This is a genomic window from Lactiplantibacillus sp. 30.2.29 (assembly GCF_018991255.1).
In the GTDB taxonomy this organism is placed as follows: domain Bacteria; phylum Bacillota; class Bacilli; order Lactobacillales; family Lactobacillaceae; genus Lactiplantibacillus; species Lactiplantibacillus pentosus.
On sequence record NZ_JAGYGU010000007.1, the window covers coordinates 1 to 12,835 of the forward strand.

Sequence of the window (12,835 nt, forward strand, 5' to 3'; positions counted from 1 at the left end):
GAGGATCGATACTGACTCCTTGAACCAGGTTTTCATCATAATGCCGGTATTCGCGGTCACCTGGAATCATGATTTTCGTTCCTGGCAAGTGTTTCAAATGCCGAATCCGGTCAAACATGGTCGTCACGTTGGCCTTTAACACGTCTGGGTCGCCAAACAGTGCCGGGTCGATCGTCATGAAGAACTGACTGAAATCATGTTTCCCGGTATTGGTGTCCGCTGATAACGACCCCTGCGCCAGGATTCCGGTCAGTAACTCAATGATCAACGAATTACCGAAGCCCTTGTAGTTGGAGTTGACTTCATCTGGACCACCCAGTGTCAGGACGCCCCCACCAGGACGGTCTTCTGAAAAGGCAATCTTGGCTAAATTATCCTCGACCGTCTGTGCGTCGTGTAAGACGTTGCGATGCTCATCAACCGCCCAATCACCGGGAATTTGTGCGCCCTTTTTAGCGAGCACTTGAATCTTCCCACTAGACACGACCGCCGTGGCCCCATCGAAAACGAACGGATGCGGGTCAGCCGGGAAAGTAAACGCTAGGGCGTTTGAGCCTAAAAAGGCTTCTGTCGCGTTCGTCGGTACTACTAATGGACGCGTATTGGTCGTCGAAATCCCAATCAAACCAGCTTTGCATGCCATCCGCGAATAATATCCCGCAGTACCAAAATGGTTAGAATTGCGAATGACGGCTAAGGAGACGCCCAGCTTCTTCGTTTTTTCAATCAATTTGTTCATCGCAAAAGCAGAGGCAATCTGCCCCATGCTCTGATTGGCGTCAATCAGCAGGCTGGTCGGGGTTTCGTTCAAAATTTTCGGTTGGTGTGCCGGTTCCAACGTGTGGTCCTGAATCATCCGCGTATACCAAGCCAAGCGTTGAATCCCATGTGAGGAAATTCCCCGCAAATCCGCGTCCACTAAGGTGTCGGCTAGTAACGCCCCATCCTTAGCACTAAACTGTTGCGCTTTAAACACTGCTTCCAAAAATTGTCGTTCTGCTTCCGCACTAATTCGCATATGATGTCATCCTCCATAATTAAGGCCGCATACCAGATGAGTTGCCGGTCGTTTTTATACCGACTATTATCCGGTTGTTAATTAAGAATTTCAAGAGAATATGTAAATATAATTAAATCAAAATGTGAGTTGGTTTCATTTTAACAACTTTTTGATTTCGCCTCATCACTCATTTTGTTATTTAACTAACCTTCTGCTCGTGAACAATCTCTCCGGGGTCCCATGCTATAGTATGACTAAACAACGCTTGGGGGGCGAGGTTATGCGAAAGAATCACTATTGGGGTTTAGGCTGGTTGACACTAGTTGCAATCATCACGCTAGCAGTCACGTCCGCTGACGCTAGCCGGGTCCGACCTGTTCTACCGACCCCGTTTAATCCGAGTCGCACCACGTCAACGACCGCCGTTTTTTCACCCACGACCTTGAATCAAACGATTCAGCACTATCCGGACTTAGCACGGCTCATTTCATCCGACTCACCGCTGTCCCCGGCTACCGCCACCGTTCAGCCGGGGTTGCAAACTACCCTGTCGCGTAACCTGCACAACGGTGCGTTAGTCACGTCACCCAATATGATTCCACAAGGCATGACACTCGCCGGTCGCTATCGCCTCATCACCGCGTACGATGCCACTGGTCAAACGCAATCAGTGATTTACGTTCAAAATCGTCGCACCAACCGCTTGGAAAACACCGTCCTATTACGCGGTAAACCACACGTTGGTGGTATCGCGTACGACCCGCGTCACCGCCGGATCTGGCTATGCAGTCATCGTCGTAATCACGGTCTCATCGCCAGTCTGCCATTAGCCACCGTCCACCGCTTTAATCCAGTGACGATGCGGGCCGTACATTACCAACAACGCTGGCTACTGCCGAACTTATCCAACGCCTCGATGCTGACATATCATCACCAGGCGCTGTACGTTGGCCAATTCAAATCTGGCCAGCCCACCCTGATGGCCCGTTTTCCATTAAACGCGGCTGGTCACCCGATTGCCGCAGCACCAACCGCAAATTCAAATGCACCGCACACACACCGATTGCAACGCGCTGTCAGCGACTGGCAAGGCAATTTACCTGCCAACCTCCAAGGCATCACGTTTTATCGTCAGTACGCCTTATGCTCACAATCATACGGCCAGCACGCATCAAAATTAGTGATACTCAAAATGGCCGCCGCTTCAGCAGTGCCGGCTCCGACCGTCATGGCCACGTATCGGTTACCACCGCAGCTGGAACAAATCACCGTTCACGGTCATCGGTTGCATTTGCTGTATGAAACCGGGGCCGCAGCCTATCGCCACCAACAACCGGACGCCATCGACCGCGTTTTGACGATCAGTTTGTCGCGACTCCTCGACTAGCTTCAGCCGTCGCATAGCCTGTTTCGGCACGCATTGTCACTTTTCGTTTGCCACAACAGTTCGTGCACATCACCTGTGAGGCTTTCAGAAATAACCGATTCATTTTCATGATAAATCCCACACGCCACCGTAAATAAGCGTACAATATAACGGTAAGTACATTTAAGGGAGAACGCATATGTATCAGTTATTAACAGATTCAACCGTTGATTTACCATATCAACTGCTTCAGGACAATGACGTGCACTTTGTATCCATGAACGTCACCATTAATAACCAGGAATACGTGGATGATCTGGGACACCATTTTAATCTAGCTCAGTTCTATCAACAGATCGGTAACGGCGTCATGCCCTCGACCGCCCAAATCAACATCGGCCAGTTTGTCGAATTCTTCAAACCGTACGTCCAAGCCGGAACGCCAATCCTGTACCTCGGCTTTTCATCCGGCTTGAGTGGTACGTTTAACAACGCTGAGCAAGCCAAAACAATGCTCCTGCAAGACTACCCGGACGCGGAAATCTATCTGGTCGACTCCTTAGCGGCTTGTTGTGGTGAAGGGTTAATGTTACTCGACGCCATCGACAAACGCAACGCTGGGATGCCAATTGACGAACTCGCAACCTGGCTGACGGCCAACCGTCTGTACTACCATCAGTGGTTCACGGTCGATGATTTGAACTACCTGTATCATGGCGGGCGCGTTTCCCGGACATCGGCTACGGTCGGTTCGTTACTGCAAATCAAGCCGGTGATGGATGTCGATCCCCAAGGCCATTTGCGCCCAGTTCAAAAAGTGCGTTCACGGCGTCGTTCATTATCAGCCCTCGTGAAAAACACGCTGGCTGATTGTCGTAATCAGGACGACCCGCGCATTATTGTCGCAACTAGCGATGCCGATGATGCGGCACAAACAGTTCGTGACCAGATCCTAGCCAAACTTCCGAACGCCGAAATCATTCTCGCCAACATCGGACCGACCATTACGAGTCACACTGGCCTGGGTTGTGTCGCCGTCTTCTCATTTGGAAAAACTAAACGTCAATAAATTAAAAATCACGTTCGGCCCGATCCAACAGTTGTGTTGGTGGGTGAACGTGATTTTTTAGTTCGGATGCAAGTGCAATGCCGTGCAGTTAGGCGACTGAGCGACGGGTGATTTCAAATGATGCTGCTAGCGGCGCACTCGTTTGGAATTTTGCAGGGCATAAATTTCAGGACAACATAACGTTGCTTGTAAACCATTCAGCCATAATCGCTATTCTAGTCCGGCGACTTGACGTTGCTTCTTGTTAGCCTGTTGGGCCACGTAATGAAGTACCGTTTTATATTCCTGACGCGTCGCTTGTTGGGAAAATAACGCAAAATCATGATTATATTTTGCCATAATGGTATCGACTTCTTTTTTTTCAATCATTTAAACGGGCCTCCAATTCAGTTTTGCTAAACAAGGTGGGCAGAATCAGGTCAATATTCTCAACATCTTCCACGATATCCTCAATATCATCTTGATAATTTTTCAGGATTAAAGATAATTCAATTTTGTCGCCAAACAAGCGCTTGGCTTCCGCGACATTGGTTTGAGACTTGTCATAAGCATTGATGAACCGTTCTTTAGGGACAACCCGGCCGGCTTTAATCGCGCGAGCTTTAGTGAAATCCCAGGCAACCACTGGATCTTGACTGACAAAATAGATGGTCGTGTCATAATCATGATCTAGCGCGCGCTGAATATTCATGGTGGCACGCGAGAAAGCAAACGTCCCATCAAGGATAAACGAATAGTGTTTTTTAATCAGGCGTGTGAAACACCAGTCCACTAACCAGGCTGATCCTCGCTGAAAATCGGCAGCGTTCTGACCAGTATAACCAGGAAAATATTGCCTGAACCAATCCGCATCCAGTCGCACTAGTCCGGTGCCAAGTTTCGCAAACTCTTCAGCGACTTCCGTCTTCCCCGCTCCAGGTGTTCCCGCCATAAAAATCGCTTTTTGCCGCTGATTGACTGGACTATCTTTAACGAGCATCTCCCAAAATTCCAGTTTGTGTTGTTTGGCATAACTTAGTGATTCATCATCCATCGGTCTATCCCTCCTCCAAAATTAACGTCCTTAATTCATTTCAACAGTCCTATATCCTCAATAATCGCTTATCGTCGTCACTCACTGACAGAACGGCCGTAGAAATTTCATACTGCCACTTTCCAGCGGTACTGGTGCGTTGGGCCCTGCGACCATGTCTGTTCATTGGTCAGAATGATTAATAATGATATTTCAAGGACGAGATTATACTATCCACCACTATGATCATTGAACTGTGCGGCGCCGCGCTTAATCTCAGCGCGCGTTTTTTCACTCGATAACAGATACATCGTTTCTTGCATGGCATCGTAATCGCGTTTTCCGATAACCACTATTGCATTCTCAGGCTGTTTCGTCGTTACCAGCAGCGGATCAGAATCATGATTAACTCGTTTCATGTAGGTACTGAGATTCCGTTGAAACTGGTTGTATGGAATCGCACGCATGGCATTCACCCTTTCTCTAACTTTCATTAGACAATTTTACGGACAAGTATGCAAGCTTTTGCGAGTACAACTTGATTGTTAGTACATAACTATTGATCGCGCAGTTTTAAACATGATGATGTGGAGCATCGCACTAACTGCAGACACTATGTTTTTTGGATAAATAATTAGGTCCATCCTCAGAAAACACATTAAAAGTGGCATGTCTCCCTCCTGCCCTATATACTATAAATATCATGAAACATAGTATATAGGGAGATATTCACAATCATGGATAGTTTAAGGAGACTTGAACGTGATTTTTCAACATTTACTTTTAAAACTGCGCGAGAATACGGACTATCAAAAGAGCAAATTCGGAAGTTATCAACCGATGGGTCTATCGAAAAGGTTGACCGTGGTATTTATGTTTTTCCCGGCTATCTACTTGATGAATTTAGCTTAATCAGTCAAAAATTCTCTCGTGGTATCTTGTCATTAGTTAGTGCCTTGATTATTTATGAGTTAACTGATGAAATACCGCTGCATTATGATGTCACTTTTCCACAAGGCTATCACCCAAGCTCGTCAGCTATCACCAAATACCATCTCAATGCGCGCTACCTTTCAAAGAATCGTTATTTGCTTGGCATCACAACCCGCCAAACCGAAAATGGCGGTACGGTTAATGTCTATTCTAAAGAGCGAACATTACTCGATGTTTGGGAATCAAAGCAACTCCAACCCTACATCAAAAATGATGCCCGACAAAGATATTTGGCCAGTCCACCTGCTGCAGCACAAATCAGAGCATTAACTGAGCTCAAAAACAACTTATATCCTAACAGTACGTTACTAAGTGTAATGGCAATTGTCAGCCAAGAGTGAAGTTGATCAAGTTTTGGCCCATTAACGATAGCGGATAATGGCATTGCTGGAAGTACTCTTTTTTGAAGAGGTTATTTCATACAAAAGGGCAGAATAATTTTTCCGAATTTGGTATTTTTGAGTGATTGAATGGCTGAACACACAGGATTGACTTCAGACACAATCTGTTATTCCGACATCATGTGTGTTTTTTGTGTTTTTTTTGTGTTCACGGATTACGATTTCCGCCAAAAAAAGCACCCGTCCGCAGACAGGTGCTTTCTCATATAGCCAGAAAATGTTGTTATACCAACGTTTTTGGATAATATTAACGTTTTGAGAATTGTGAAGCTTTCCGGGCTTTCTTCAAACCTGGCTTCTTACGTTCCTTCATACGAGCATCACGAGTTAAGAGACCCGCGCGCTTCAAAGGAGTACGGAAATCTGGGTCAACTTCGAGCAAAGCACGAGCGATCCCATGACGAGTTGCGCCGGCTTGACCATGGAAGCCACCACCATTAACGTTAACTAAAACATCATATTGATCAGTTGTTTCAGTTACTTCGAATGGTTGTAACAATTCCTTGCGAATATCTGCAAATGGAATGTAATCTTCAACAGATTTGTCATTCATAACAATTTTACCAGTACCTGGTACTAAGCGTACGCGGGCTACTGAATCTTTACGACGGCCTGTGCCGCGATATTGTACTTGAGCCAATGTAGTTTCCTCCTTAGATTAAGTTAGTGATGTCCAAAACTTCAGGCTTTTGCGCTTGTTGCGTATGTTCTGCACCAGCATAAACATGCAACTTCAAGCCCATCTTGTGGCCTAAAGAGTTGTGAGGAAGCATACCCTTAACTGAAGTTTCAATCAATTTAGTAGGTTCCTTTGCTAAGAAGTCACCGGCAGTCCGTTCCTTTAAACCACCAGCATAAGCAGTATGATGATAATAAATCTTCCGTTCTGCTTTCTTCCCAGTTAAAGCGACCTTGCTTGCATTAATAACGATAACGTTATCACCAGTATCCACGTTAGGGGTAAAGGTAGGTTTGTTCTTACCACGCAAGATTGATGCGACGACAGTTGAAAGACGACCCAAAGGTACATCGGTTGCATCAACTACATACCATTTACGATCAATTTCACCTGGTTTAGCCATATATGTTGTACGCACGTTGTGTTCCTCCATTTTCTGTGTTTGTTTGACACTCAATAAGATTTCCGGGGCTTATCGTGGGGCAAACAATACCAACGATTAGTTTACCTAACTTAGCCATAGAAGTCAATACTTAATCAAATCTGCTTGTAATTCATTTTGTTCATAATACACTTTTTTCATATAAAGTCCAGCCGCTGGTGCCGTTCCGCGGGCCTGTTCACGATCCTTAGTCGCTAGCAAGGCTGGAATACAGTCGACTGCGCGGCGGCCTTGCCCGATTTCCATCAGGACGGCCACCATGATACGCACCTGGTTATATAAAAAGCCGCTGCCACAAAATTCGAATTGAATCTCATCTTCATCCGGTAGCGCCCACGCTTTGGCAGAATAAATCTCCCGTACGTGATCATGCGCTTGCGACCCAGATGCCACGAAGGTCGAAAAATCATGGCGTCCTTCTAGATCGCCAATCGCCTGTTGAATCCGCTCAATGTCGGCATGGAATTTGAAGTGTCCCGTATAGTGGCGTTTAAACGGGTCGACAAATTCATTCTGGTAGGCCCGATACCAGTAGCGCTTGCCAACGGTATCATAGCGGGCATGGAAATCTGGCGCCACGATTGACACGGCTTTGATAATCATGTCCGTGGGCAGCATACTGTTTAATCCCCGTCGGACCCCCTCCGGCTTGATTTCATATGGCAAGTCAAAATGTAACGTTTGGCCAAAGGCGTGGACGCCGGCATCCGTCCGCCCAGCACCATAGATCACAATCGGTTTGGCCGGGTCCTTCGCCATTTTATTGACCGCCTTCGTCAGAACTTGTTCGACCGTCCGTTGGTGTGGTTGGCGTTGAAATCCTGCAAAATTAGTTCCGTCATACGCTAAAACAACTTTATAACGCGTCGTCACAGTATCCCTCCATCATTTAAAAACGTGGGCCGCCATCGTCTGACGCCCACGTTGAACTGACTTATTTTAGGCTCGTAAAAAGACCAATACGACCGTTAATACCGCAAAACTCACGGTCGCCCAAGTGTCACGAGCATGCCACTTGAGAATTCGATACTTGCTGCGGCCTTCGCCACCCTGATAACCACGGGCTTCCATGGCCGTAGCTAAATCTTCAGCCCGGTTGAATGAGCTGACAAATAGTGGAATCAGTAGTGGCACGACGGCACGCATTTGTTGAAAAATATTGCCCTCACCGAAGTCGACACCACGCGCACGTTGGGCATTCATGATTTTCTCGGTTTCATCCATCAATGTCGGGACGAAGCGTAACGCGATTGAGAGCATCAGTGCCACTTCATAGACTGGAAACCGAACTGCCCGCAATGGCATTAATAGATACTCGATGGCATCCGACAATTCCAGCGGTGGTGTCGTCAACGTCAGGAGCGTTGACATGAAGATGATCAGCACGAACCGGAAGAAGATGTAGACCCCATTGACGAGTCCAAACTGGCTAATGGTAATAATGCCCCATTTGAAATAAACGTGGCCGCCACTGGCACTGAATAGGATCTGCAAAATCACCGTGAACAAAATCAGCCAAATCAATGGTTTAACCCCATTGATAAAAAACGACCATTTGACACCTGACAAATAAATCGCAAACAGCGTAAAGGCAAACAACACCGCGTACGTCAGCCAATTATTGGCGATAAAAATGATCCCGATAAAGTAAAAACTCAGTAACAATTTGGCGCGCGGGTCCATGTGGTGGACCACTGACTCGCCGGGAATGTAGCGCCCAAAAATCAATTTATTCATCATGGGTCGCCACCCCCTTCGCTAAGGCAGCCGGTGGTAATTGTTGCATCAAATCGTGCGCCAATTCATCCTCCGTCAGTGGCAGCGTATCAAACTGCCAGCCTTGTGCTTGCAACGTCCGGGCAAAGGCGGTCGTCTTCGGTAATCCTAATTGATGAGCCGTCAGCCATTCGGGGTCTTTAAAAATATCCCGTGGCGTGCCGGTCTTCACGATTTTTCCCTGGTCCATGACGATGACGTTATCCGCGTAATTAGCAACGTCGTCCATCTGATGGGTGACCAATACGACCGTCAAATCCCGCTCATGACGCAGTTTTGCGAACATTTCCATCATATCCAAGCGTCCTTGGGGGTCCAAACCGGCAGTCGGTTCATCGAGCACCAGCACTTGGGGCTGCATTGCTAAAACACCAGCAATCGCGACCCGTCGCATTTGGCCACCTGACAGGTCAAAAGGTGACCGCGACAATAGTGATTCATCTAAGCCAACCAAATCCAGCATTTCAGCGGCGGTTTTCAAGGCATCTGCCTCACTGACGCCAAAGTTCTGGGGGCCAAAGGCAATGTCTTTTTCAACCGTCTCTTCAAACAGCTGACTTTCTGGAAATTGAAAAACGATGCCCACGTGTTGCCGAAGTCGCTTCAAATCCTTGTTGCTGGTAGTTGGTGTAATCACTCGTTCACCAATCGTCACGGTCCCACTAGTGGGTTTCAGTAAGGCATTCAAATGTTGCAGCAAGGTCGACTTGCCGCTACCGGTATGCCCAATCAGCGCCGTATACGAACCGGTGGGAATCGTCACGTTGATGTCACTTAGCGCCTTAGTTTCGAACGGCGTACCCGGTTGGTAAGTAAAATCTACTTGTTTGAACGTAATTGCCATAACCAGTCCGCCATTCCTTTCTCTGTTAAATAATTGGTGGGCACTTGTAAGCCTTGACGTTTCAATGCCGCTTTTAGCCGTTCCGCGTACGGCATATCGAGTCCCATTTTGATCAATGCTTCACCGTGTTGGAAGATTTCAGCGGGCGTGCCTTCTTCCTTCAATTGGCCATCATTGATAACCAGCACGCGGTTGGCACTCGCCGCCTCGTCAATATCATGTGTGATCGATAGCACGGTCAATTCCGAATTGGCCTTCATCTCGCGAATCGTTGCCAGAACTTCTTGCCGTCCGCGGGGATCCAACATCGAAGTGGCTTCGTCCAGAATCAAAATCTGTGGTCGCGCCGCAATCATCCCAGCCAGTGCCACCCGTTGTTTTTGACCACCAGACAGCCGGGCCGGTTCCCGGGTCGCGAAGTCTTGCATGTTGACTTGAGTCAGCGCCGTTTTAACACGGGTCAGCATCTCTGGGCGTGGAATCCCTTGATTTTCCAAGCTAAAGGCAACATCGTCTTCCACCGTCGCCCCCACGAACTGGTTATCCGGGTTTTGGAAGACCATCCCGATTTCTTTACGAATATCCCAGACGGTGTCTTCAGATAACACTTGCCCGTCGATTTTAATCGTACCCGCTGCTGGTGCGAGTAAGCCGTTCAGGTTCTTAGCCAGTGTCGACTTACCTGAACCGTTATGGCCGACAATGGCGACCCACTCACCCGGCATGACTGTAAATGAAATATCATGTAACGTTAACTGGTCCGCTGCCTGTTGCGGGTAGCGATAATCTAAATGTTGAACGTCAATAATCGGATTCACCATTGTCCCTCATTTCCTTAAAATTCATGGTTATTATCATACCATATCTCACGCGCGTTGGTTTAAGCAAACCTCACACAGACCTACTTTAAATCACTCGTCGGGCCAAATTTATAGCCGTCATCGCCAAATAGCGTGAATTCCTTCTTCAGATTATCAGAAACGTAGACCTTCTTGTCCTTGGTAATAAAAATAGCGCCGATTCCTTGGTCTGCTTTACTATTGATGTACTTCATGCCGCTGCGCAAGCCTTTATCAAACGTGGCCGTCGACAGCGCATCGCCATCAACTGACTTTTTCGAAATGATCGAGACACCCATCAAGTTATTCTGATAAGGCGCACCGGTTTGCGGATCCATCAAATGGCTGTAAACTTTACCATTCTTTTTCAGGTAACGCTCGTAAATACCGGAAGTCACGATCGCCATATTCTTAGCCGGTAACGAGCCAATCGCCGTGCCCCGTGATGCTTTCGGGTCTTGAATGCCGACCGTCCAATTGCCAGACTTAGTGCCCTTTGGACTGTCACCTAAGACATAAATATTACCCCCAAGGTCAATAATAGCCGTAGAAACGCCGTGGTCCAGCAAGTAAGTCTTCACTTGATCAGTCATGTAGCCTTTCGCAATGCCGCCCAAGTCAAGCTGCATCCCCTTTTTCTTCAGGTAAACCGTCCGTTTTTTATCGTTCAATTTAACTTGGCGATAGTCGACCAGTTTGACGTTGGTCGCAATTTCTTGTTTCGTCGGCACCTTCGCATCCGAAAAACCGATGTGCCAGAGCGACGTGATTGGTCCAATGGCTAAATCAAAGGATTCATCCGAATTTTCACTGTAGTAATAGGCTGCTTTGATCATCGGATAGATGTCCTTGCTAACGGTGACCGGGTGCTTACCAGCAGCCGCGTTGATTTTGTCGATTTCGGACCCTTTTTGATTGACCGTAATCTTTTTAGCTTCAGATTTCAGCAACTTAAAAGCACCGTCCAAAACCTTGTCTTTCCCTTTATTATAAATCCGGAGCGTCACCACGGTCCCCATCATGAACTGGGTATCCTCGATCGGTGTCTTGATCACCTTGGTTGGCTTCGGCCGACTGCTAGCGTTTTTTTGTTTACTGGAAGTGATTCCACAAGCAGACAGCGGTAAAATCAGTACCGCAATTAACCCAATTTGAATCCATTTTTTTAGCTTCATGCCCAATACTTCCCCTAGTTTATAATTTCAATCGTCATTATACCAAAAATTGTCCTAACATTTATACCAAAATTGACGCCATCCGGTGATGCGGATTGAGTCGCCGCGACCCTTTTTAAGGTCAAATCGAGTTCAGCCTTCACCAGATATGTCGTCTGATTTCGGTTGAGTAAAACAAAAGGCCCTCAGCATGCGCCTCAGGCCTCAAAAATTTAATCGTTAACTTGCTTATTCAGAGAAAATCATGTTGTCAACCGTGATCGTGTTAGTGTCACCCTTTTGTGCGGCATTTTGTAATTGTTCCGCATAAAGAATGAAGGTGTTGGATGATTCAGTCGCACCCGTCACAACGTCAACCTTAGTTGGATCACTGCTCTTGACCAAGGACTTGTTCAAAGCTGGTTGATAAGTCTTAGGATTGGTCTTAGCAACCTTCTTCATCTGCTTGTTGTAAGCAGCATCGTCAACTTTGGACTTGCCGTTCTTATTAACTTGGTTATATTCAGACTTAGTAATCTTGTTGTCCTTGACCGTGATGGCAAAGGTAACTTTATAACCATGTGAGTAGTTCTTTTCGTTCAGCTTGTAAGTGCCATCCTTCATCTTGGCGCCATTGTCGATCTTGATGGTGGACTTGTTACCCGCTTGCGCAGCTTGAACGAGTTGTTGCGTGTAGTTTTGGAACGTCTTGGAAGATTCCGTAGCACCCGTAACAACGTCGATGGAACCAACGTTACCAGTTGCAGCGGAGCCGGTCAACGTCTTGTTCAACTTAGGCATGTAAGTCTTAGGGTTGGTACCGGCGATCTTCTTCATTTGCTTGTTATATGAAGTATCGTCAACCTTGGACTTGCCGTTCTTGTTCACTTGGTCATAACTGGACTTTGTGATTTTCCCCTTATTGTTGACGGTGATGCTCATCTTAGTGCGGTAGCCATGTGAATAGTTTTGTTCTTCGAGCGCGTAAGTACCCGCTTTCATTTTGCTGCCGGCGGTTAATTTAGCAACCTTCGTTGTCTTAGCTGAAGAACTTGAAGAAGATTTCTTCGATGAACTTGAGCTCGAACTAGAAGAGCTGCTACCACAACCTGCTAAAGCTAATGCGGAGATTGCCACAACCGAGGCACCCGTAATAACTGATTTGATTTTCATGATATCCCACTCCTAACCTTTTTTGTATAAAAATTCACATTAATCTTAACGTTTTACCTGCAAATAGTCAATCCTATTTCATTAAAT

Annotated in this window: 15 protein-coding genes; 3 read left to right on the forward strand and 12 right to left on the reverse strand. The window is 46.8% G+C overall.

Going from position 1 to position 12,835, the window contains the following annotated elements:
- The coding region (locus KGF65_RS05095; protein ID WP_216748204.1) for an Ldh family oxidoreductase at positions 1–1,018 on the reverse strand (1,018 nt) is incomplete at its 3' end.
- Positions 1,019–1,280: 262 nt separating this feature from the next.
- On the opposite strand from KGF65_RS05095, the gene KGF65_RS05100 reads away from it, so the two are divergent.
- Together KGF65_RS05100 and KGF65_RS05105 are read left to right on the forward strand one after the other, a co-directional pair.
- Positions 1,281–2,387: a hypothetical protein gene (locus KGF65_RS05100; RefSeq protein ID WP_105923998.1), complete on the forward strand. Its 1,107-nt coding sequence runs from the start codon at positions 1,281–1,283 to the stop codon at positions 2,385–2,387.
- 178 nt (positions 2,388–2,565) lie between these two features.
- Entirely contained in the window at positions 2,566–3,435 is an 870-nt protein-coding gene (locus KGF65_RS05105) for a DegV family protein (protein WP_101873880.1), read from the forward strand.
- 210 nt (positions 3,436–3,645) lie between these two features.
- On the opposite strand, the gene KGF65_RS05110 is transcribed toward KGF65_RS05105, so the two are convergent.
- From KGF65_RS05110 to KGF65_RS05120, 3 genes are all read right to left on the reverse strand, one after another.
- Positions 3,646–3,804, reverse strand: coding sequence for a hypothetical protein (locus KGF65_RS05110; RefSeq protein WP_181185357.1), 159 nt, complete (start codon positions 3,802–3,804; stop codon positions 3,646–3,648).
- Entirely contained in the window at positions 3,797–4,468 is a 672-nt protein-coding gene (locus KGF65_RS05115; protein ID WP_050338963.1) for a zeta toxin family protein, read from the reverse strand. Before KGF65_RS05115 ends, KGF65_RS05110 begins: the two co-directional genes overlap by 8 nt.
- 209 nt (positions 4,469–4,677) lie before the next feature.
- The gene (locus KGF65_RS05120; RefSeq protein ID WP_101873881.1) at positions 4,678–4,914 is read right to left on the reverse strand and encodes a type II toxin-antitoxin system Phd/YefM family antitoxin; all 237 of its coding nucleotides are present in this window, start codon (positions 4,912–4,914) and stop codon (positions 4,678–4,680) included.
- A gap of 270 nt (positions 4,915–5,184) precedes the next feature.
- Between KGF65_RS05120 and KGF65_RS05125 the strand changes: the two genes are divergently transcribed.
- Positions 5,185–5,781: a type IV toxin-antitoxin system AbiEi family antitoxin domain-containing protein gene (locus KGF65_RS05125; protein WP_101873882.1), complete on the forward strand. Its 597-nt coding sequence runs from the start codon at positions 5,185–5,187 to the stop codon at positions 5,779–5,781.
- A gap of 307 nt (positions 5,782–6,088) precedes the next feature.
- On the opposite strand, the gene rpsI is transcribed toward KGF65_RS05125, so the two are convergent.
- From rpsI to pplA, 8 genes are all read right to left on the reverse strand, one after another.
- Positions 6,089–6,481 (reverse strand): 30S ribosomal protein S9, encoded by a 393-nt coding sequence (gene rpsI, locus KGF65_RS05130; RefSeq protein WP_003638099.1) that lies wholly within the window; start codon positions 6,479–6,481, stop codon positions 6,089–6,091.
- 13 nt (positions 6,482–6,494) lie between these two features.
- Positions 6,495–6,938 (reverse strand): 50S ribosomal protein L13, encoded by a 444-nt coding sequence (gene rplM, locus KGF65_RS05135; protein WP_003638098.1) that lies wholly within the window; start codon positions 6,936–6,938, stop codon positions 6,495–6,497.
- Between the two features lie 108 nt (positions 6,939–7,046).
- On the reverse strand, positions 7,047–7,835 hold the full coding sequence (gene truA, locus KGF65_RS05140) for a tRNA pseudouridine(38-40) synthase TruA (RefSeq protein WP_101873884.1): 789 nt from the start codon (positions 7,833–7,835) through the stop codon (positions 7,047–7,049).
- A gap of 66 nt (positions 7,836–7,901) precedes the next feature.
- The gene (locus tag KGF65_RS05145) at positions 7,902–8,702 is read right to left on the reverse strand and encodes an energy-coupling factor transporter transmembrane protein EcfT (protein ID WP_050338967.1); all 801 of its coding nucleotides are present in this window, start codon (positions 8,700–8,702) and stop codon (positions 7,902–7,904) included.
- Positions 8,692–9,582 carry an energy-coupling factor ABC transporter ATP-binding protein gene (locus KGF65_RS05150; RefSeq protein ID WP_101873885.1) on the reverse strand — a complete coding sequence of 297 codons (891 nt, stop codon included), beginning with the start codon at positions 9,580–9,582 and terminating at the stop codon, positions 8,692–8,694. The genes KGF65_RS05145 and KGF65_RS05150 overlap by 11 nt, the downstream gene beginning before the upstream one ends.
- Positions 9,558–10,400: an energy-coupling factor ABC transporter ATP-binding protein gene (locus KGF65_RS05155; RefSeq protein ID WP_162985067.1), complete on the reverse strand. Its 843-nt coding sequence runs from the start codon at positions 10,398–10,400 to the stop codon at positions 9,558–9,560. The genes KGF65_RS05150 and KGF65_RS05155 overlap by 25 nt, the downstream gene beginning before the upstream one ends.
- Positions 10,401–10,483: 83 nt before the next feature.
- Positions 10,484–11,596 (reverse strand): FAD:protein FMN transferase, encoded by a 1,113-nt coding sequence (locus KGF65_RS05160; RefSeq protein ID WP_216748203.1) that lies wholly within the window; start codon positions 11,594–11,596, stop codon positions 10,484–10,486.
- Between the two features lie 228 nt (positions 11,597–11,824).
- A complete protein-coding gene (pplA, locus tag KGF65_RS05165) occupies positions 11,825–12,748 on the reverse strand; it encodes an extracellular electron transfer flavoprotein PplA (RefSeq protein ID WP_050338971.1) in 924 nt (307 codons plus the stop codon).
- Positions 12,749–12,835 lie beyond the last annotated feature (87 nt).

What these genes read in the sequence shown, in the direction of transcription:
- KGF65_RS05100 (WP_105923998.1), top strand. Translation starts at nt 1,281, where the DNA reads ATGCGAAAGAATCACTATTGGGGTTTAGGCTGGTTGACACTAGTTGCA.
- KGF65_RS05105 (WP_101873880.1), top strand. Translation starts at nt 2,566, where the DNA reads ATGTATCAGTTATTAACAGATTCAACCGTTGATTTACCATATCAACTG.
- KGF65_RS05110 (WP_181185357.1), bottom strand. Translation starts at nt 3,804, where the DNA reads ATGATTGAAAAAAAAGAAGTCGATACCATTATGGCAAAATATAATCAT.
- KGF65_RS05115 (WP_050338963.1), bottom strand. Translation starts at nt 4,468, where the DNA reads ATGGATGATGAATCACTAAGTTATGCCAAACAACACAAACTGGAATTT.
- KGF65_RS05120 (WP_101873881.1), bottom strand. Translation starts at nt 4,914, where the DNA reads ATGCGTGCGATTCCATACAACCAGTTTCAACGGAATCTCAGTACCTAC.
- KGF65_RS05125 (WP_101873882.1), top strand. Translation starts at nt 5,185, where the DNA reads ATGGATAGTTTAAGGAGACTTGAACGTGATTTTTCAACATTTACTTTT.
- KGF65_RS05145 (WP_050338967.1), bottom strand. Translation starts at nt 8,702, where the DNA reads ATGATGAATAAATTGATTTTTGGGCGCTACATTCCCGGCGAGTCAGTG.
- KGF65_RS05150 (WP_101873885.1), bottom strand. Translation starts at nt 9,582, where the DNA reads ATGGCAATTACGTTCAAACAAGTAGATTTTACTTACCAACCGGGTACG.
- KGF65_RS05160 (WP_216748203.1), bottom strand. Translation starts at nt 11,596, where the DNA reads ATGAAGCTAAAAAAATGGATTCAAATTGGGTTAATTGCGGTACTGATT.
- pplA (WP_050338971.1), bottom strand. Translation starts at nt 12,748, where the DNA reads ATGAAAATCAAATCAGTTATTACGGGTGCCTCGGTTGTGGCAATCTCC.